The organism is Hydrogenophaga pseudoflava NBRC 102511, from assembly GCF_001592285.1.
GTDB lineage: Bacteria > Pseudomonadota > Gammaproteobacteria > Burkholderiales > Burkholderiaceae_C > Hydrogenophaga > Hydrogenophaga pseudoflava.
Window position 1 is genome coordinate 1 of the sequence record NZ_BCWQ01000004.1, and the last position, 17,481, is coordinate 17,481.

The 17,481-nt window shown below is 68.8% G+C and carries 18 protein-coding genes; 4 read left to right on the forward strand and 14 right to left on the reverse strand.

Features of this window, described 5'->3' with window-relative positions; translation table 11 throughout:
* Positions 1-185: 185 nt before the first annotated feature.
* The 4 genes from HPS01S_RS06215 (at position 186) to HPS01S_RS06230 (ending at position 3,409) form a co-directional block, all read left to right on the forward strand.
* Entirely contained in the window at positions 186-1,706 is a 1,521-nt protein-coding gene (locus tag HPS01S_RS06215; RefSeq protein WP_066152614.1) for a peroxidase family protein, read from the forward strand.
* A gap of 65 nt (positions 1,707-1,771) precedes the next feature.
* Positions 1,772-2,329, forward strand: coding sequence for an isochorismatase family protein (locus HPS01S_RS06220; protein WP_143434340.1), 558 nt, complete (start codon positions 1,772-1,774; stop codon positions 2,327-2,329).
* A gap of 22 nt (positions 2,330-2,351) precedes the next feature.
* The gene (locus HPS01S_RS06225) at positions 2,352-2,984 is read left to right on the forward strand and encodes a LysE family translocator (RefSeq protein ID WP_066152622.1); all 633 of its coding nucleotides are present in this window, start codon (positions 2,352-2,354) and stop codon (positions 2,982-2,984) included.
* Positions 2,985-3,010: 26 nt separating this feature from the next.
* On the forward strand, positions 3,011-3,409 hold the full coding sequence (locus HPS01S_RS06230; RefSeq protein WP_066152625.1) for a VOC family protein: 399 nt from the start codon (positions 3,011-3,013) through the stop codon (positions 3,407-3,409).
* 27 nt (positions 3,410-3,436) lie between these two features.
* On the opposite strand, the gene HPS01S_RS06235 is transcribed toward HPS01S_RS06230, so the two are convergent.
* From HPS01S_RS06235 to gspG, 14 genes are all read right to left on the reverse strand, one after another.
* On the reverse strand, positions 3,437-4,102 hold the full coding sequence (locus HPS01S_RS06235) for a class I SAM-dependent DNA methyltransferase (protein ID WP_255284170.1): 666 nt from the start codon (positions 4,100-4,102) through the stop codon (positions 3,437-3,439).
* A gap of 90 nt (positions 4,103-4,192) precedes the next feature.
* Positions 4,193-5,953, reverse strand: a complete 1,761-nt coding sequence (locus tag HPS01S_RS06240) for an ABC transporter ATP-binding protein/permease (protein WP_066152628.1) — start codon at positions 5,951-5,953, stop codon at positions 4,193-4,195.
* Positions 5,954-5,956: 3 nt separating this feature from the next.
* Positions 5,957-6,853 (reverse strand): 5'-nucleotidase, encoded by an 897-nt coding sequence (locus HPS01S_RS06245; protein ID WP_066152631.1) that lies wholly within the window; start codon positions 6,851-6,853, stop codon positions 5,957-5,959.
* A 2-nt stretch (positions 6,854-6,855) separates the two neighbouring features.
* Positions 6,856-8,085, reverse strand: a complete 1,230-nt coding sequence (gene gspF / locus HPS01S_RS06250; RefSeq protein ID WP_066152634.1) for a type II secretion system inner membrane protein GspF — start codon at positions 8,083-8,085, stop codon at positions 6,856-6,858.
* A gap of 8 nt (positions 8,086-8,093) precedes the next feature.
* Positions 8,094-9,536: a type II secretion system ATPase GspE gene (gspE, locus tag HPS01S_RS06255; protein ID WP_066152637.1), complete on the reverse strand. Its 1,443-nt coding sequence runs from the start codon at positions 9,534-9,536 to the stop codon at positions 8,094-8,096.
* 10 nt (positions 9,537-9,546) lie between these two features.
* Positions 9,547-11,697, reverse strand: a complete 2,151-nt coding sequence (gspD, locus tag HPS01S_RS06260) for a type II secretion system secretin GspD (RefSeq protein ID WP_066152640.1) — start codon at positions 11,695-11,697, stop codon at positions 9,547-9,549.
* Between the two features lie 34 nt (positions 11,698-11,731).
* On the reverse strand, positions 11,732-12,526 hold the full coding sequence (gspN, locus tag HPS01S_RS06265; RefSeq protein WP_066152643.1) for a type II secretion system protein N: 795 nt from the start codon (positions 12,524-12,526) through the stop codon (positions 11,732-11,734).
* Positions 12,523-13,062, reverse strand: coding sequence for a type II secretion system protein M (locus HPS01S_RS06270; protein WP_084397115.1), 540 nt, complete (start codon positions 13,060-13,062; stop codon positions 12,523-12,525). Before HPS01S_RS06270 ends, gspN begins: the two co-directional genes overlap by 4 nt.
* On the reverse strand, positions 13,062-14,387 hold the full coding sequence (gene gspL, locus HPS01S_RS06275) for a type II secretion system protein GspL (protein ID WP_066152649.1): 1,326 nt from the start codon (positions 14,385-14,387) through the stop codon (positions 13,062-13,064). Before gspL ends, HPS01S_RS06270 begins: the two co-directional genes overlap by 1 nt.
* An 85-nt stretch (positions 14,388-14,472) precedes the next feature.
* Entirely contained in the window at positions 14,473-15,450 is a 978-nt protein-coding gene (gene gspK / locus HPS01S_RS06280; RefSeq protein ID WP_066153381.1) for a type II secretion system minor pseudopilin GspK, read from the reverse strand.
* 8 nt (positions 15,451-15,458) lie between these two features.
* Positions 15,459-16,160: a PulJ/GspJ family protein gene (locus tag HPS01S_RS06285; protein WP_084397116.1), complete on the reverse strand. Its 702-nt coding sequence runs from the start codon at positions 16,158-16,160 to the stop codon at positions 15,459-15,461.
* The gene (gene gspI, locus HPS01S_RS06290; RefSeq protein WP_066152653.1) at positions 16,160-16,531 is read right to left on the reverse strand and encodes a type II secretion system minor pseudopilin GspI; all 372 of its coding nucleotides are present in this window, start codon (positions 16,529-16,531) and stop codon (positions 16,160-16,162) included. Before gspI ends, HPS01S_RS06285 begins: the two co-directional genes overlap by 1 nt.
* On the reverse strand, positions 16,528-16,989 hold the full coding sequence (locus tag HPS01S_RS06295) for a prepilin-type N-terminal cleavage/methylation domain-containing protein (protein ID WP_241559688.1): 462 nt from the start codon (positions 16,987-16,989) through the stop codon (positions 16,528-16,530). Before HPS01S_RS06295 ends, gspI begins: the two co-directional genes overlap by 4 nt.
* Complete coding sequence (gene gspG / locus HPS01S_RS06300; protein WP_066152656.1) at positions 16,986-17,429, reverse strand: type II secretion system major pseudopilin GspG; 444 nt, start codon at positions 17,427-17,429, stop codon at positions 16,986-16,988. Before gspG ends, HPS01S_RS06295 begins: the two co-directional genes overlap by 4 nt.
* Positions 17,430-17,481: the final 52 nt, after the last annotated feature.

Genomic DNA, 17,481 nt, shown 5'->3' on the forward strand with positions numbered 1-17,481 from the left:
GGGGGGGGGCGGGCATAGCATCGCCGCCGCTGGAACCGCGCCGCACGATGGCGCCCGCCCGGCACCGCGGCGGATCATCGAGAGCAGCGCTGCAGAAGTACAAGCTCTGGGGAGCAGCCTTCGCCCACGTGAATCTGTCATCCATGTCTGAGCGGACCATGTCCGCGCCTTTCAGGAGTGTCACGATGGATCAGAAACCCCACGCCCGCAGCCACGGGTACAGCACCGACAACGCCAACCCCACCCGCAGCAACCTCCAGAAGCCGGGCCGCTTCGGCCTGCTCTTCCCCGAACTCGCCGCCGTGCCCTGGACCACCGGCGATCCCGCCCGGGACGAGGTCATCCTGCGCGAACTGGGCGAGGCCATGCACGTGGCCGAACGCAAGGACGGCGTCATTCCCGCCGGCTTCACCTACTTCGGCCAGTTCGTCGACCACGACATGACCTTCGACCCCACCAGTCTGGGCGAGAACGCGGTGGACGTGGACGACCTGGTCAACTTCCGCACCCCCGCGCTCGACCTGGACAGCGTGTACGGCTCCGGCCCGCGCGACCAGCCCTATCTGTACCAGCGCAACACCACCACCGCCTCGGCACAGATGCTGGTGGGGCCGGCGCAGAGGGTGCCCGCGGCCGCGCCAGGAGGGGGCGACGCGCAGGTGCAGGCGCTGGACGGTGCGCTCTACGACCTGCCGCGGGTGGCCGACGGCCTGCCCGAGCGCACGGCGGTTCTGGGCGACAAGCGCAACGACGAGAACCTCATCGTGGCGCAGCTGCACCGCACCATGCTGCACTTCCACAACGCGGTCAGCCTGCGCTTTCCCGAACTCTCGTTCGCCGATGTGCGCAAGGTGGTGACCCACCACTACCAGCAGATCGTGCTGCACGAGTACCTGCCGGCGGTGGCGGGCGCCAAGGCGGTGAAGAACGCGCTCAAGGAGCTCAAGTACTACCTGATCGGCCCGGGCTATCTCGCCAGCTCGCCCTACATGCCGCTGGAGTTCTCAGGCGCGGCCTACCGTTTCGGCCACAGCATGGTCCGCCCGGCCTACCACTTCAACAAGGTGTTCAACTTCGCCGCGGGGCCCCAGCTCGCGGACTTCCGGCTGGCCTTCACCTTCACCGGCGACGGGGGGTTTCTCGGCGGCACGCGCTACCCCACCAACTGGCTGCTCGACTGGCGGCAGATGTTCGACGGCCTGGGCGCCACGGCGCAGCGGGCCTTCGCCATCGACGCCGCGCTCACCGACCGGCTGCGCATCGGCAACGCCCCCGACTCGCCGTTCCTGGCGCAGCTGAACCTGCTGCGCGGCGCGAAACACTACAAGCTGCCGCCAGGCCAGGCGGTGGCCGCGCGCATGGGCATCGCGCCGCTGACGGCGGCGCAGCTGCAATCCGGCACCGCCGGGGCCGTGGTCAAGAAGCACCACCTGACCCACCAGACGCCGCTGTGGTTCTACATCCTCAAGGAGGCCGAGGTGCTGGAAGGCGGTCAGCACCTGGGGCCGATCGGCGGTGCCATCGTGGCCGAAGTGATCGTGGGCCTGATCAAGGACGATCCGGAAAGCGTGCTCAACGCCGGCACGCCGCGCGACCTGCCGAAGGCGGGAACCCACTTCACCATGACCGACCTGTTCAAGTTCGTCGAGAGCATGAAGGGGCAGGGCAACATACCGGCCGCCGGGGTGATCAACCCGCTGGGGTGAGGCGCGGACGGTCCGCGGGCCGGTGCCGCCTTTAGACTGTGGCCCACTTTTGGGAGATCCAGCGCATGGCCACCATTCGAACGGGCAACCGGTCCGCATTGCTCATCGTCGACGTGCAGGTTGGCGTCGTCGCCGCCGCGGGCGACATATCCCGACAGCTCGACCACATCAAGCTCGCGGTGCGCAAGGCCCGCGATGCGGGTGTGCCCATCATCTGGGTGCAGCACGACGACGAGGAGTTGCCCCGGGGCAGCGCCGAATGGCAGTGGGTGCCGGCGCTGGCGCCGCAGGTGGACGACATCCGCGTCTACAAGCAGCACAACTCATCGTTCGAACAGACCACGCTGGAGGCCGAGCTGGCGGCGCGCGGGGTCGCCCACATCGTGCTGTGCGGGGCCGTCACCGGCTGGTGCATCCGCGCCACCGCCTACGCCGCACTGGAACGCGGCTACGACCTCACGCTGATCGGCGACGGCCATATCGCCAAACGCCTCGACACCGGCGAGGGCACCGTGGTCGAAGCCGATGCCATCGTGCGCGAGTTCAACGCGGTGCTGCCCTGGCTGTCGTACCCGGGGCGCAGGAACCGGGTGGTCTGTGCCCGGGAAATCAGCTTCCATTGAGGCATTCAAGAACCGACCTGCCATGCTCACCACCTTCCTCACCATCGCCGTGCTGCACTGGGTTGCCCTGGTCACGCCGGGCGTGAATTTCGTGCTGATCCTGCAGCTGGCGGCGGGCAGTCCGCGCAGTGTGTCGCTGGCGGCGGTGGCGGGCATCACCACCGTGACCTTTCTCTGGGCCTTGCTGGCGATCCTGGGCATGGGGGCGGCGTTTTCCGCCCACCCGGCGCTGCGCCAGGCGTTCCAGATCGCCGGGGGCGCCTACCTGTGCTACGTCGCGTGGAAACTGTGGCAGTCGCCAGCGGCGGTCGCCACCGAGGTGAAGGCCGTGACGACGAGCCGCGCGGCGGCGTTCCGCATGGGCTTCGTCACCAACGTCTTCAACCCCAAGACGGCGCTGTTCTTCGGCAGCGTGTTCGCCACCGCGCTGCCGCCCTCGCCGGGGCCTGCGGTGCTGGCCGGCGCGGTGCTGCTGTGCTGGTTCAACGCGGTGGTCTGGCACGTGTTCCTGGCGCTCGCGTTCTCGCACGGCCGCGTCCAGTCCGCCTACCAGCGCGGGCGCACGGTGTTCAACCGCGGGGCGGCCGGCCTGGTCGGCGCCTTCGGCCTGCGCCTGCTCGTGACGACGATGCAGGAACTGCGGACACGGGTCTGAAGCCTGTTCCAAGGAGAGCGCACCGCATGTTTTCCCACATCTTCATCGGCGTGTCGGACTTCCCGCGGGCACTGGCGTTCTACCGCGCCTTGATGCCGGTGCTCGGTGTGCAGGAGCGCTTCTGCGAACCCGGGCGCCCCTGGGCCGGCTGGCAGTCGTCGCCCGACCCGCGCCCGCTGCTGCTGATCGGCACCCCCTTCGATGGCCAGCCGCACACGCCGGGCAACGGGGCGATGACAGCCTTCATGGCCAGTAGCCGCGCCATGGTCGACCTCGCCCACGCGGCCGCACTGGCCCATGGCGGTCGCTGCGAAGGGCCGCCGGGCCTGCGGCCCGAATACCACTCGAACTACTACGGGGCCTACTTCCGCGACACCGAGGGCAACAAGCTCTGCGTGGCCTGCCACGCAGCGGAGGTGCCCTGAGCCCGCCTCTGGCCCAGCGCCCCGGGTTCAGGGCGCCCGGCCCGGCCAGACACCGGTGGCCATGAAGATGCCACCCATCCAGGTGGGGTGCACCTCGAAGCCTTCGAGCCGCGGGGCCAGTTCGCTCCAGGGCTGCGCCAGGCCGTCCAGCGAACTCACCGAATACAGCGCCGCGCCGAGCACGAAGAGGTTGACCGGCCAGACCCAGGGCGCGGCCCACTGAAGTCCGGTGGCGACCACGCGCGCGCCGGGCGCGAGGTGCGTCAGCACGTTGTCGAGTGCGCGCGGGTTGCGCAGGATGTCGTGCGTGAAGTGGAACAGGGCGGCGTGGGCCTGGCCCGGCCATTGCGCCTCTTCCACCGGTGCCTGCACCAGCCGCAGCTGTTGTGCGCGCTGGTCGGAAAAGCGCAGGCGTGCCTGGGCCATCATCTCGGGACATTGCTCGATGCCGATTATGTGGCCGCGGGGGCCGAGCTGGTCGAGCAGCGGCCCGAAGCTCAGGCCCGTGCCACAGCCCACGTCGATCACGGTCTCGCCGGGCCGCAGGTCCAGGCGCTGAATTGCCTCCCGGCGCAGGGGTTCGAACGGTTCCAGTTCGCTGTCGTACCGGTCGGCCCGGGCCTTGTACTGTTGCAGGGCCTGGTGACGGGCGGCCGACTGGCGCCTGGCCGCAGACGGCAGGTGTGTGCCCACGGCGTGTCTCCACCACAGAAAGGACCCAGCCTACGACGGCGCAACCGGCTGCGCAAGGCCTGGCTGGCCGAGAGTGTTACCAGCCGTCGCTCAGCGCGCCGCCAGGGCGAAACGGGCCCCATCCGCGGCGCCGGGTTCCAGCTCCCAGCGCCGGGCATGGAAGGCAGCCACCGTGGGCCGGTGGGCGATGGACACCAGGGCACCGTTCTGCGACCGGACCAGCGCCTGCAGCTTTTCGTAGACCGCGTGTTCGGCCGCCTCGTCCAGCGCGCTGGTCGCTTCGTCGACAAACAGCCAGCGCGGCTGCTTGAGCAGGGCGCGCGCCACCGCCAGCCGCTGCTGCTCGCCGCCCGAGAGCTTCTGGCCCCAGCTGTCTTCTTCGTCCAGCCGGTCGGCCAGATGCGGCAGCAGGGCGTCGACCAGCGCCTGCCGCAGCTGTTCATCGCCGTAGCGGTCGGCCGGTTCGGGGTAGGCCAGCGCCTTGCGCAGGCTGCCCACGGGGAAGTAGGGCCGCTGCGGCAGGAACATCACGCGCTGTTCGAAGTCGGCCGGCTTTTGCAGCTGGCCTTTCGCCCAGGGCCAGATGCCAGCCAGGGCCCGGAACAGGGTCGACTTGCCGCTGCCCGAGGGCCCCTTGACCAGCAGGCTGTCGCCCGCCTTCAGGCTCAGCCCGCCGGCCGACACCAGCGCGACGCCGCCCGGCAGCGCCAGATCCAGTGAGTCGATCTGCAGTGTGTCGGCCTCGGTGGCCGGCGCCGATTGCAGCGGCGCCGCCTGCAGCGCCTGGAAGCTTTCCTCGAAGCTGGTGATCCGGTCGGTGGTGGCGCGCCAGGCGGCCAGCGCGTCGTAGTTGTCGACGAACCAGGACAGCGAGTCCTGCACCCGGCCGAAGGCTGAGGAAATCTGCATCAGCTCGCCCAGCTGGATTGCGCCGCTGAAGAAGCGCGGCGCGGCCACGATGAAGGGAAACACCACGGCGGCCTGACCGAAGCCGTTGGTGAACCAGATCAGGCGCTTCTGCGCCTTGATGAGCTGCCAGTAGTTGTCCAGCACCGCGCCGAAGCGCTCGCCCAGGTGCTGGCGCTCCACCGGTTCGCCGCGGTCCAGCGCGATCGATTCGCTGTATTCGCGCACGCGCACCAGGTGCACCCGGAAGTCGGCCTCCACCCGCTGCTGCTGGAAGTTGAGCTTGATCTGCGGCCGGCCGATGTAGTGCGCCAGCACGCTGCCGACCGCGCAGTACAGCACCGCCATCCAGACCATGAAGCCGGGGATGGTGTAGGAGCCGCCGTTGAAATCGAACGAGAAACTGCCCGAGAGCGTCCAGAGGATGCCGACAAAGCTCACCAGCGTGATCACCGAGCTCAGCAGGCCCATGGACAGGCCCAGCGTCGAGCTGGTGAACAGGTTCAGATCCTCGGCGATGCGCTGGTCAGGGTTGTCGGGCGGCGCGTCGGTGTCCTTGGCGAAGCGGTGCAGTTCGAGCTGGTAGAAGGCCTTGTTGGACAGCCAGCGGTCGAGGTAGTGCTTGGTCATCCAGGTGCGCCAGCGCATCTCCAGCACCTGGCGCAGGTAGAAGCGGTAGACCGCGATGATGATGAAGCCGAACGCCAGGTAGGTGAAGCGGCCCAGCTCGCGCCAGAAGGTGACCTGGTCCTTGTTCTGCAGCGCGTCGTAGAAGACGCGGTTCCACTCGTTGAGCAGCACCAGCATGTACACCGCGGCCAGGTTCAGCACGATGATCGCCGCCAGCAGGCCGCGCGCCCGCCACTTTTCTTCCGAGTTGAAGTAGGGCACGGCGAGCGCAAGCACCTTGCGCGCGAAGGCGCGAAAGCTCTGGAATTTGTTCATGGGTCAGTCGTTCGAAATGCCGCTGGCCACGTGCCCGGCGGGCACATGGAGCGAGGCCGATTCGATGTGGCCGGTCTGGTCGTCGAAGAAAAAGTCGGGTTCGAACTCGCGCAGAAACGGCCCTTTGGGCAGGCCGCCGAGGAACATGGCCTCGTCCACGTCGATGCCCCAGTCCATCAGGGTGCGGATGGCCCGTTCGTGGGCCGGCGCCGAGCGCGCCGTGACCAGCGCGGTGCGGATGCGCATGGCGTTCGTGCCTTCGGCCTGCAGTCGGTGCAGGGCTTCGAGCAGGGGCTTGAACGGTCCGCCGGCCAGCGGCTGTGCGGCCTTGTCGCGCTCGTGCTGCTGGAAGGCGTTGAGACCCTGTGCCTGGAACACGCGCTCGGCCTCGTCGGAGAACAGCACCGCGTCGCCGTCGAAGGCGATGCGCACCTCGTGCGGGTGGGCATCGCTGGCGCGCACCGACTGCGGGTAGACCTGCGCGGCCGGCACGCCGGCGTCGAGCGCGGCGCGCACATCGGCCAGGTGGGTGGATAGGAACAGGTTGGCGCGCAGTGGCCGCAGGTAGCGCCAGGGCGGCTGGCCGCGCGTGAAGCTGCCGCGCTGGATCGGCAGGCCGTAGTGTTGTGCCGAGCGGAACACCCGCATGCCCGAGACCGGGTCGTTGCGCGAGAGGATCACCACCTCGACCCGCTGGGCCTGCGGGTCGTTGAAGGCCAGCAGCTTCTTCACCAGCGAGAAGGCCACGCCCGGCTGGGCGGGCTGCTCCAGCCGGTCCAGCTGCAGCTTCATGTAGGCCCGGTCGTCACCGGTTTCGAAAACGCGGTTCTCTTCCTCGAAGTCGAACAGGGCGCGCGAGGAAATGGCGACGACGAGCTGTCCGTCCAGGGTGACCGGCATGTTTACTTGACGAGTTGGTTGAGCTGGATGATGGGCATCAGCACCGCCAGCACGATCAGCATCACGACCACACCCATGGCCACGATCAGCAGTGGCTCCAGGATGGTCGCCAGGTGCATGGCGCGGCGCTGCACCTCGGCGCCGAGCTGAACCGCGGCGCGCTGCAGCATCACCGGCAGCTGGCCGGTCTGCTCGCCCAGCCGCGCGAACATGGCCACCAGCGGCGGAAAGCGCTTCTTGCTGGCCAGCGCGGACGCCAGCGGCGCACCTTCGCGCACCAGCACCAGAGCGTCCAGCGCGTCGGCGCGCATCGAGCGGTTGGACAGGGTTTCTGCCGCGGTCTGCAGCGCCCGCAGGATGGGCACGCCGGCCGCCGCCAGCATGGCCAGCGTGGCGGCGAAACGGGCTGCGTTGTAGCCGCGCGCCAGGCGCCCCACCAGGGGCAGGCGCAGCCAGGCGGCGTCCATGCGCAGTCGCAGCGCGTCGTTGCGCCGGGCCAGGGCCAGCCCCACACCGGCCAGCACCAGCAGGCCCAGCATGAGCCAGCCGTAGTTGCGCACGAAGTCGCTGATGGCCAGCATCACCACGGTCAGGAAGGGCAGGGCGCGCTTGCTGCCTGCGAACACGCCCGCCACCTGCGGCACCACGTAGCTGACCAGGAACACCACGATCACGATCGCCACCACGGTGACGATGGCCGGGTAGAGCGAGGCGCCGATCAGCTTGTTCTTGAGGGCCTCGCGGGTTTCGAGGTCGTCGGCCAGGCTTTCCAGCACCGTGCCCAGCTGCCCGCTCTGCTCGCCGGCCGCGATGACGCCGGTGTAGATGGGCGAGAACTCGCGCGGGTGCTGGCCAAGCGCGGTGGCGAACGACGCCCCGGCGTTGACCTCGGCCCGCAGGCTGGCGACCAGGCGGCGCTGCTCGTCTTTTTCGGCTTCCTCGGCCAGGGCCGAGAGCGCACGTTCCAGTGGCAGGCCCGAGGACACCAGGCCGGCGAGCTGCCGGGTCCAGACCGCCAGTGTGGTGGCGTTGAAGACACGGCCGCCCCATAGCGTCATGTTCAGGCCGCTGCCACGGCCACCACTGTTGGATGACACCGCCGGCTCGACCGCCAGCGGCACCAGGCCCCGGCCCCGCAGCATGCTGCGCGCCGCCTTGGCGGTGTCGGCGTCGATCAGGCCTTTCTGCGTCGCGCCCTGCGCGTTCAGCGCTTCGAAGGAATAGGCGGGCATGAGAACGCTCAGTCTCTCGTCACGCTCAGGACTTCGGCTTCCGAAGTGATGCCTTCGTCGATCAGCCGCTGACCGTCGGCGCGCATGGTGCGCAGGCCGGCGGCTTCGGCGGCCACAAAAATCTTGCTTTCGGCGGCGCGGTTGTGGATGAGCGAGCGGATCTTGTCACCGGTCACCAGCAGCTCGTAGATGCCGGTGCGGCCCTTGTAGCCGGTCTGGTTGCAGTGCGCGCAGCCCACCGGGTGCCAGCGGCCGTTGGCATCCTGGCGCTTGCACTTCGGGCAGAGCTTGCGCACCAGGCGCTGCGCCAGCACGCCCAGCAGCGAGCTGCTGAGCAGGAAGGGCTCGACGCCCATGTCGATCAGGCGCGTGACGGCGCTGACCGAATCGTTGGTGTGCAGCGTGGCCAGCACCAGGTGACCGGTGAGGGAGGCCTGGATGGCGATCTGCGCGGTCTCGAAGTCGCGGATCTCGCCGATCATGACCACGTCCGGGTCCTGGCGCAGGATGGCGCGCAGGGCGCGGGCGAAGTCGAGGTCGATCTTGGCGTTGACCTGGGTCTGGCCGATGCCGGGCAGCTCGTACTCGATCGGGTCCTCGACCGTCATGATGTTCTGCTGCGTCGCGTCCAGCCGCTGCAGCGAGGCGTACAGCGTGGTGGTCTTGCCCGAGCCGGTCGGCCCTGTCACGAGGATGATGCCGTGCGGTTGGTGGATCAGCTTCTCGAAGCGCTCCAGCACATCGCCCTGCATGCCGACCGCTTCCAGGTTGAGGCGGCTCTCGCTCTTGTCCAGCAGGCGCAGCACCGCGCGCTCGCCGTGGGCGCTGGGCAGGGTGGAGACGCGCACATCCACCGCGCGGGTGCCGATGCGCAGCGAGATGCGGCCGTCCTGCGGCAGGCGCTTCTCGGAGATGTCCAGTTCGGCCATGATCTTCAGGCGCGAGATGAGTGCAGCGTGCAGCGCCCGGTTGGGCTGTACCACCTCGCGCAGCGTGCCGTCGACGCGGAAGCGCACGCTCGAATGGCGCTCGAAGGGTTCGATGTGGATGTCGCTGGCCCCGTCGCGCGCGGCCTGCGTCAGCAGGGCGTTGAGCATGCGGATGATGGGCGCGTCGTCGGCGGTCTCCAGCAGGTCTTCGATGGCCGGCAGCTCCTGCATCATGCGGCTGAGGTCGGCGTCGCTCTGCACCTCGCTGACCACCGCCGCGGCGCTGGACTCGCCCTGTGCGTAGGCCGCGCTGATGCGCTGGGCCAGCAACTCGCCCGGCTCCCACTGCAGTTCCTCCACGTCGTGGCAGCGGAGGATTTCCGACAGCGCCGACAGCCGGCGCGTCTGCGCATCTTCGTCCTCGGCGGCGCTGGAGCTGCCCCGCAGGGTCAGCCGCCCGTCCTCCTCTTCCAGCAGCCAGAGGTTCTCGCGCGCGAAGGCATAGGGCAGCGGGTGTTTCATCGGGGCTCCGTCAGTTCGACGGCGCAGCCGGCGATGCCGGAGTGGCTGCAGGCGCGGCCGGGGGTGTGCTTTCGGGGGCACGCTGCGGCGGCATGACCGGACCCACATTCACGGGAACCACAGCGCTGGAGGAAGGCTGCGCGTCCTTCTGCGCCGACCGCATCAGTTCGTAGCGGTCGAGCGAGAAGCTGTTGGTGGCGCGGGCGTCGCGCAACACCACCGGCCGCAGGAACACCATCAGGTTGGTTTTCTTGCGGTTGCGGCTCTCGCTCTTGAAGAGGTTGCCAAACAGCGGGATGTCGCCCAGGCCGGGCACCTTCTCCTGGTTGCCGGAGTATTCGTCCTGCAGCAGGCCGCCCAGCACCACGATGCCGCCGTCATCGACCAGCACGGTCGATTCGATGGTGCGCTTGTTGGTGATGAGGCCGGTGGTCGAGTTGACCGACGACGCCTGCACGCTGCTGACCTCCTGGAAGATGGTCATTTTGATGGTGCCGTTCTCGCTGATCTGCGGCTTGACGCGCAGCGTCAGGCCCACGTCCTTGCGCTCGATGGTCTGGAACGGGTTGACCGAGCCGTTGTTGCCGTTGCCGGCGCCGGTGTTGGTGAATTGCCCGGTCACGAACGGCACGTTCTGGCCGATCACGATCTTGGCTTCCTCGTTGTCCAGCGTCAGCAGGTTGGGCGTGGACAGGATGTTGCCGTCGCCGTTCTGCTGCAGGAAGCGCGCCAGGAAGCCCAGCAGGTAGATGCCGTTGCGGCGCGAGGCCATACCGAAGTTCAGGCCCGTGCCGGGCGCCTGGATCTTGGCGGTGTCGGCCTGGGCGATGGGCAGCAGGTTGGTCAGGATGTTGTTGCCACCGGTGCCGAAGTTGGTGCCCAGCAGCCCCACGGTGTTCTCGCCGAGGTTGCCCAGTGGGCCCTGCCACTGGATGCCGAACTCGGCGGCCTTGTCGGCATTGACTTCGGCGATCAGGCTCTCCACATAGACCTGCGCACGGCGCGAATCCAGCTGGTCGATCACGGCGCGCAATTGGCGGTACTGCGGCTCGGGCGCAGTGATGATCAGGGCGTTGGTCGCCGGGTCGGCCTGGATCTGGCCGCCGGTGGACGGGCCGGCGCTCGCCGTCACCGGCGTGGTGGCGGGGTTGGCGGCGGTGCTGGGCGTCTGGGACATGCCGCCGGTGCTGCTGCGCACCGTCGTGACGCCGGTCGCCCCGGCCGCTCCGCCGCTGCCTTCGCCGGCCATGGCGGCCCGCAGCGTGGCCGCGAGGTTGACCGCATCGGCGTTCTTCAGGTAGACCACATGGATGTTGCCGGCCGCATCGACGCTGCTCGGGCGGTCCAGCTGGGCCACCAGGGATCGGGCCAGGGCCAGGCGCGCGGGATTTGCGGCCCGCAACACGAGGCTGTTGCTGCGGGGTTCGGCGATCAGGGTGGTCTTGTACGAGGTGTCCCCCGCCTGTCCGGCGGCGGCCACGCCCGTGCTGCCTGGCTCGATCAGCTTGAGCACCATGGGGGCCAGGTCGGCGGCCAGGGCGTGCTGCAGCGGGATCACTTCCACATCGGTGGCGCCGGAGACGTCCAGCGACGCGATGATGCGACCGATGCGCTGCAGGTTGTCGGCGTAGTCGGTGATGACCAGCGAGTTGTTGCCCGGGTTGACGTTGATGGTGTTGTTGGGCCCGATCAGCGGGCGCAGCACGGGCACCAGATTGTTGGCGGATTCGTGGTTGAGCCGGAAGATCTGGGTGACGATCTGGTTGCTGGCGGGCAGCTGGCTGACCGGGCCGGCACTGACGGTGTTGCTCTGGAGCTTGGCGTCGGCCTCGGGCACGATCTTGTACAGGCCGCCGGTTTCGATCAGTGAGAAGCCCTGCAGGCGCAGCGCGGCGGCGAACTGGTTGAGAGCCACGATGGGGGCCACCGGCCTGTCGGTCGACAGGTTGACGGTGCCCTTGACCCGCGGGTCCACCACCACATTGCGTCCGGTGATGGTGGCCATGGTGCGGGCCACGGCTTCAATCTCGGCGCCGACGAAGTTGAGCACGACCGGCTCGGCAGCGTTCTTGGACTGGGCCCATGCGGTCGGGGCGCCCAGGGTACCGGTCAGCACGGCGAGCGCCAGTGCCAGCACGGCAGGGGAATGGGTCGATTTCATCTGTTGATCCTATCGCGAAGTCTCGCTCTGGCTGTTAACCAAACGTCAACAGGGTACGGGCGCCATCGCGGCGGCCAATGATGCTCAGGAGGTTGGCCAGGGCCGACTCCTGGCCGGGCGCAGCCGATGCCACACCCCGGAAACGCAGGCGCCCGCCCGACCACTGACCATCGCCATCGAGCAGCAGGCCGCCTTTGAGCGTGGCCAGCTTCAATGCGGCGTTGTCGCCATCCCCCGCCGAGCGGAACTCGACCCGGTAGCTGCCCAGAGGGCGCAGGGTGGACACGCGCGTGGCGAGGTCGTGGGCCTCCACCACCAGCTGCCCGTCCAGGCGGGGACGCCCGCCGTTCAGGGCCAGGGAAAAGCCGGGCGACTGCACCAGCAGTTGCCCGTCCATGCGCAGGGTGTTCCACGGCGTGCCCAGGCCGACCAGCATGGCGGCCGGCCAGCGGCTGCTGAAGGCGTCGACACGCACCTGTGCACCGCCGAAGCTGGGGCGCAAGGCAATGGACATCGGTTGTTCGGTGCAGCAGGGCGAGGACAGGCTCATGCGCAGCACCGGGCCCTGGGACCAGCCGGGACGCAGCTTCCAGCGAAGTCCCTGTGGCAGCGCCGTCTGGCCGCGGCTGCCCTCGCCGCCGCTCAGAAGCACATCGCCATGTCCGCTCCAAACCGTGCCCCCGGTGTTGAGCAATTGCACCTTGCCGCTGGTGTAGTGCGAGAGCAGGGCACCCACCCACAACGCGGGCGCAAACGCGATCAGGGCGAGCAGCGTGCCGAGGATGGCCCCCAGCCAGGCCCAGCGTGCGGGTTTGCGGTGTTCCGTCATTGGCCCCCCAGTCCCGGACCGGCCAGCACCACCTGTCCTGTCCATGAGGGGTTGTTGCCGCTGCGCTGGAGCTGCACTTGCACCGGCACCACGCGGGCGTTCACGCGCACCTGCTGCAGCCACTGCGCCAGGGTCGCGGCCGGAATCTCCCGCAGGGTGACGGTGACGCGGTCGCCCTGCTGCGCGAGCTGCGCGCCGGCGCCCAGTCCGCTGGTGGCCTGCTCCAGCGCCTGCCTGGCCACTTCGGGTGCGGGCACGGGGGCAGCGTTCTGGGTGCGGATGATTTCGGCGCTGGCCGCCATCTCCTGCATGCGCCCCAAGGACTTGTCCAGCTCGATGTGCTGTGTGCGCGCCTGCCGCAGGGTGGACACGGCCGGCGCCAGTGCCACCCACCACAAGAGGGCCACACCCACCACCCAGGCCGCAAGGCGCAGGGCCTTCTGCTGGCGGGCGGGCAGGCCTTGCAAGGAGGCACCGAGGCGCTGGCCCACCCGGGCGAAGGCCGAAGACACAGCGATAGATCGTTTGGCAGACATCAGGGGGCCTTCGCCTGGACATTCAACATGCCCGAATCCGAGCTGACCTGCCAGCCCCGCGAGGCCATGGCCTGTTGCAGTGCCAACAGGCGGTCGTCGGGCAGCCCCCCGATGCCCAGTCTTGCTTCGCCGCTCAGGAAGTCGATGCTGCTGAGAGACGCGCCAGGCTCGGTCGCCGCAATGAAGGCGAGCATGCCTTCGAGATCCTGTGCCGACAGGGTGCCGCTGGCCTGCTGCAGCCGGGTGAGTTCGCGCTGCATCTGCACCGGGGCGTCCAGCACGAGACCGACCTCGGGGAAGGTGCTCTGCAAGGTCTGCCGGATGGCCTGTTGCTTGGCCTGGAGGGCCGAACGTTCTTTCCAGGCCATCGCGTTCACGCCGCCAAGGACGGTCAGCACAAGCGCCACCAGGGCCCAGCGCGCCGGCTTCCATGGTGCGGCGCTGGCAAAGTGGCGCCATCCCTGCCGCATGCGCTGCGTGCGCCGCGCTCCGCTGGACAGCCGGAGATCGAACTGGGCGAGGTTCCAGTCGGACTGCGCGCAGCGCAGCAGCCAGTCGGCTGTCGGCATGAGGTCGAAACGCTGGTTGCACACCTGTTCGGCCAGACCGGTGATCGACGGGTCCGCGAACCAGCTCGTGGTGGCCGGGTCGGACGCTGCGGTCAGGGTGTACTCGGGGCCTCGGCCGGTTGACGATCCGAGACTGCCGAAGCTGGAGTCGCCGAAGGTGCTGGCCGGACCAAAGGAGCTGTCGGTGCCGAACCTGCTGGTGGCGCCGTAGGTGCTTGAACCGTTTTCGCGCAGGGGAATGCTGCGCACCCCCAGCGGGCTGGCGGTGGACAGCCAGACGCGGTTGCCTTCGTCGTGCGCCCAGTGCACGGTTTCGCCGTGTTCCGAATCGACCGCCGACGTGGGCCAGAGGGCCGGCACGATGCGGGTGGCGGGCCGTCCGGCGGCCTCGAGGGTCTGGAGCCAGGCCTGGAGCCAGGCCTTGTTGCAGGCGGCCACCCAGAGCGTCTGCCCTGGACGGCTGCCCGGTTCGAGGGCCAGGTGAAGCTCCGCCGGATCATCCAGCAGCCGGTCCTCCAGCATCCCGTCCAGGGCAGCCCTCACGCGGGCGCTCGCCACCTTGGGCAGCGCCACCCGGTGCCAGGACACGAGGCGGGGCGGCAACACCAGCACGACATCGTCGTCGGCGGGCAGCAACGACAGTGCGCAGCCCCCGTGGTCCGACGCGACCCGTCCGTTGGAAGAAAGCACCCAGTCCAGCACCGAGGTCGATGTGGGCATGGCGGCGCTGAAGTTGGTCGGAGTGAGGATCAGCACGTGATAGAGGGGCTGCAATGCCCCGTGGGTACTGGGCGGAGGGCTATTTTAGGGACGAGGCGGGGCCAGCGGATGAAGCTGATGTTCATGATGGCGCCACCCGTTCGCGCCAGTGCACCCGGGTTCTCAAGCCATCACGCTGGACCAGCGAGCGTTCTTCGATCACGGTGTCGTCCAGTCGAAGACGGATGTACACCTCAAAAAACCGGCTGCGCACATCATGGCGCTGGCTGCTGACCGATTGCTGGCTGGCGCCAGGGATGCGCTGGATGGCATCCTCCAGTTTGGTGAAGGGCATGGTGTCCCGCGCAGCCACCACCTGCTGGGCCAGCGCCAGGTCCAGGCCCGGCACGCTGGCGCTGAGCACCTCGGGTGTGACGGTGTTCAGGTTGAGCAGGGTGCGTTCGGGCAGGACCGTCACATGGGGCCGCAGGGCCTGCAGGGTGCTCGGACTCAGGCCCAGCCAGGCCAGCTGGGCGAAGCGCTGGGGCGTCAGCGGCGAGGTGGACGGTTCCGGGTCGTTGAGGGCCCGTTCGGTGGTTTTGAGCAGGTTGGCCGACGCCGCTTCCAGTTCGGGCTTGGGCAGGTTCAGCAGGGCGAACAGCCGCTCGAACATGGCAAGGTCGGCGGACGACAGCTCGACCTTCGATTGAGAACCCGTCTGGCTGACCCTGACGAGGTTGCCGAAGTTCAGCCGGGATTGGGCGTCCTTGATTTCGCCGGACAGAAACGCGGGCATCAGGTCGTCCGCGCTGTTGTTCTTGTCGGCGGCCAGGAAGGAGGACAACCGGGCTTCTTCCAGAGGCGTCGCCCACGGCTCGCCCAGGTGGTCGGCGGCCCCGCTGGTGCGGTTGCTGCGCCCGTCTTCGCGCAGGATGAGCCGCGCCCAGTCCAGGGCGCCCACCAGGATCCAGCCGGCCTGAAGGCGCTGCCGCTCGGCGGCCTCGACTTCGGAGGACCGCCACTGCTGCCAGAGGGCCGCGGAGGCCAGGGTCGCCACCAGGGTCACCGTGAGCATGGCCAGCAGCAGGGCGGCACCACGTTCTTTGGATGAAGCGCGCATCTTCTTCATCAGCGTGCGGCCAGCAGGGACGGGCGCACCCAGTCGCTGGTCAGCGTTCCGGAGAGGCCTCTTCCCGCCGACAGGTTCAGCACCAGACGCACGCCGTTGGGGATCGCGTCGCCGCCCCCCAGGGTGACGCCTGCGTTTTCGTTTCCGACGGAGGATTGCGGGTTCCCCCAGGTTTCACCACGGTGATAGAACAGCTGCCACTGGTCGATCGCCGCCAGCGCGACCTGGGTGTCTCGGCCGTCGATCTCCGCGGGCGATTCGATCCATGCCGCGGCCCTGGCCCAGGCATCGGCCAGTTCGTCCCGGCGCTTGATCGGGCCGGACTGCCAGCGCATCCACTGGGCGCCCGCATTGCCGGACTGCATGCGTGTCCAGGCCACCACTCGGATGCCGTCGCTGCGCAGCGCGCTTTCCGCGGCATCCCGCCGGGTCAGGCGCAACACCCGGCCGTCGAACGCCAGCGGGCTGAGCTCCTTGGTGTCCACCAGCGCGTCCAGGTCGGCGGCCCACTGTCCCAGCGCCGCCTGCAACCGCAGCAGCTCGTCGGCCCGCTCCTGGGTCAGGGTCTGGGTCCGCTGCATGGCATCGATGGAACGCCAGCTCAGCATGGCCAGCATGGACATCACCGCCAGCGCCACCAGCAGTTCGACCAGCGTGAAGCCCCGTTCGCGTCGCAGTGGGGTCCGGTCACCCGTACGCATCAGTACCGTCCCATCACGGTCGACAGGCTCAGCAGCCGGACTTCGTTGCCATCAACCGCGCCCTCCACGATCGCATCGACGCGCTGGAAGTTCGGGTTGGGGGTGGGCTGCACGGACAGCCTCACTTTGAGTGTGCGGCCCGCCTGCAGGCACTCGCTGCTGCTTTCACCGGTGCCCGGCAACTGGCGCAGCAGGCGCAGCCGGATGAGCTCGTTTTCGGCGCACAGCTGCGCCAGCCACTGGTCGCTCTGGCGCGCGGCGGCCCGTGTGAGTGCCGAGGTGGCCTGGGAACCGGCGGCCAGCGCCACTGCCACCACGGCCAGGGCCACGAGGATCTCGATCAGCGTGAAGCCGCGGCTGTGCCGGTTCATGGCGTGGCCGGTTCTGCGATCACGGCAAAGGGGGCGAGGCCGTCTGTGCCCAGCACCAGGCGCTGCTCGCCTCGGGCCAGTTCGATGCGCTGGGCCGCGATCAGCGGTTCCGGCCCAAGCAGCAGCTCCGAGGTGCCTGGCGGCTGGACCACGCGCACCCGTGTTTCCGGGTGAAGCCAGCTGCGGGGTCTGGTCAGTGAGTCCGCCGACTTGGAGCGCGAGGTGATGCCCTGGAACTCGAAACCCTCTCCATTGGGTTTCCAGCGCACCGGCACGCCGCTGGCGCGCGACTGCGCCCGCGCCGACTCGAGCAGTGCGGCCAGCCGGAGGGACTCGTTCTCCAGCGCCGTGGAATCGCTGTCCCGCAAGGAAAGACTCACGCCAGCGGTGGCCAGCGCGATGATGGACACCACCACCAGCAGCTCCAGCAGTGTGAAGCCGCGTGTGCGGGTGTTCACTGCCAGCTGCCGATGTCGGCGTCCTTGCCCTCTCCGCCGGGTTGACCATCGGCGCCCAGCGACAGCACGTCCACCTCGCCGTGCACACCGGGGTTCACGTACTGGTAGGGCTGGTTCCAGGGGTCGGCCGGCAGCTTGTCGAGGTAGGGGCGCCAGTTGGGCGGCACCGGTGCAGCGGTGGGCCGGGCCACCAGTGCGGTCAGGCCTTGCGCGCCGGTGGGAAAGCGCTGGTTGTCCAGCTTGTACAGCTTGAGCGCCTGCATGAGGTTGTTGACGTCCGTCCTGGCGGCGGTTACGCGCGCATCGTCGGCGCGGTTCAGCACGTTGGGCACGATGAGGGCCGCCAGCACACCAATGATGACCAGCACCACCATCAGCTCGATCAGCGTGAAACCGCGCTGACGCCGACCGTGCGCAGACGAGGGACCAGGGGTGGACATCGAAGTGACAGATGCGAATTTCAAGACAGGCTCCCGGAAGCACGCGGCGCGG

Coding starts and splice junctions, on each gene's coding strand:
- HPS01S_RS06215 (WP_066152614.1), top strand. CDS start 186: ATGGATCAGAAACCCCACGCCCGCAGCCACGGGTACAGCACCGACAAC.
- gspF (WP_066152634.1), bottom strand. CDS start 8,085: ATGCCCGCCTATTCCTTCGAAGCGCTGAACGCGCAGGGCGCGACGCAG.
- HPS01S_RS06270 (WP_084397115.1), bottom strand. CDS start 13,062: ATGTCTGCCAAACGATCTATCGCTGTGTCTTCGGCCTTCGCCCGGGTG.
- gspI (WP_066152653.1), bottom strand. CDS start 16,531: ATGAACCGGCACAGCCGCGGCTTCACGCTGATCGAGATCCTCGTGGCC.
- gspN (WP_066152643.1), bottom strand. CDS start 12,526: ATGACGGAACACCGCAAACCCGCACGCTGGGCCTGGCTGGGGGCCATC.
- HPS01S_RS06230 (WP_066152625.1), top strand. CDS start 3,011: ATGTTTTCCCACATCTTCATCGGCGTGTCGGACTTCCCGCGGGCACTG.
- HPS01S_RS06220 (WP_143434340.1), top strand. CDS start 1,772: ATGGCCACCATTCGAACGGGCAACCGGTCCGCATTGCTCATCGTCGAC.
- gspK (WP_066153381.1), bottom strand. CDS start 15,450: ATGCGCGCTTCATCCAAAGAACGTGGTGCCGCCCTGCTGCTGGCCATG.
- gspE (WP_066152637.1), bottom strand. CDS start 9,536: ATGAAACACCCGCTGCCCTATGCCTTCGCGCGCGAGAACCTCTGGCTG.
- HPS01S_RS06240 (WP_066152628.1), bottom strand. CDS start 5,953: ATGAACAAATTCCAGAGCTTTCGCGCCTTCGCGCGCAAGGTGCTTGCG.
- HPS01S_RS06285 (WP_084397116.1), bottom strand. CDS start 16,160: ATGCGTACGGGTGACCGGACCCCACTGCGACGCGAACGGGGCTTCACG.
- gspG (WP_066152656.1), bottom strand. CDS start 17,429: ATGTCCACCCCTGGTCCCTCGTCTGCGCACGGTCGGCGTCAGCGCGGT.
- HPS01S_RS06225 (WP_066152622.1), top strand. CDS start 2,352: ATGCTCACCACCTTCCTCACCATCGCCGTGCTGCACTGGGTTGCCCTG.
- HPS01S_RS06245 (WP_066152631.1), bottom strand. CDS start 6,853: ATGCCGGTCACCCTGGACGGACAGCTCGTCGTCGCCATTTCCTCGCGC.
- gspD (WP_066152640.1), bottom strand. CDS start 11,697: ATGAAATCGACCCATTCCCCTGCCGTGCTGGCACTGGCGCTCGCCGTG.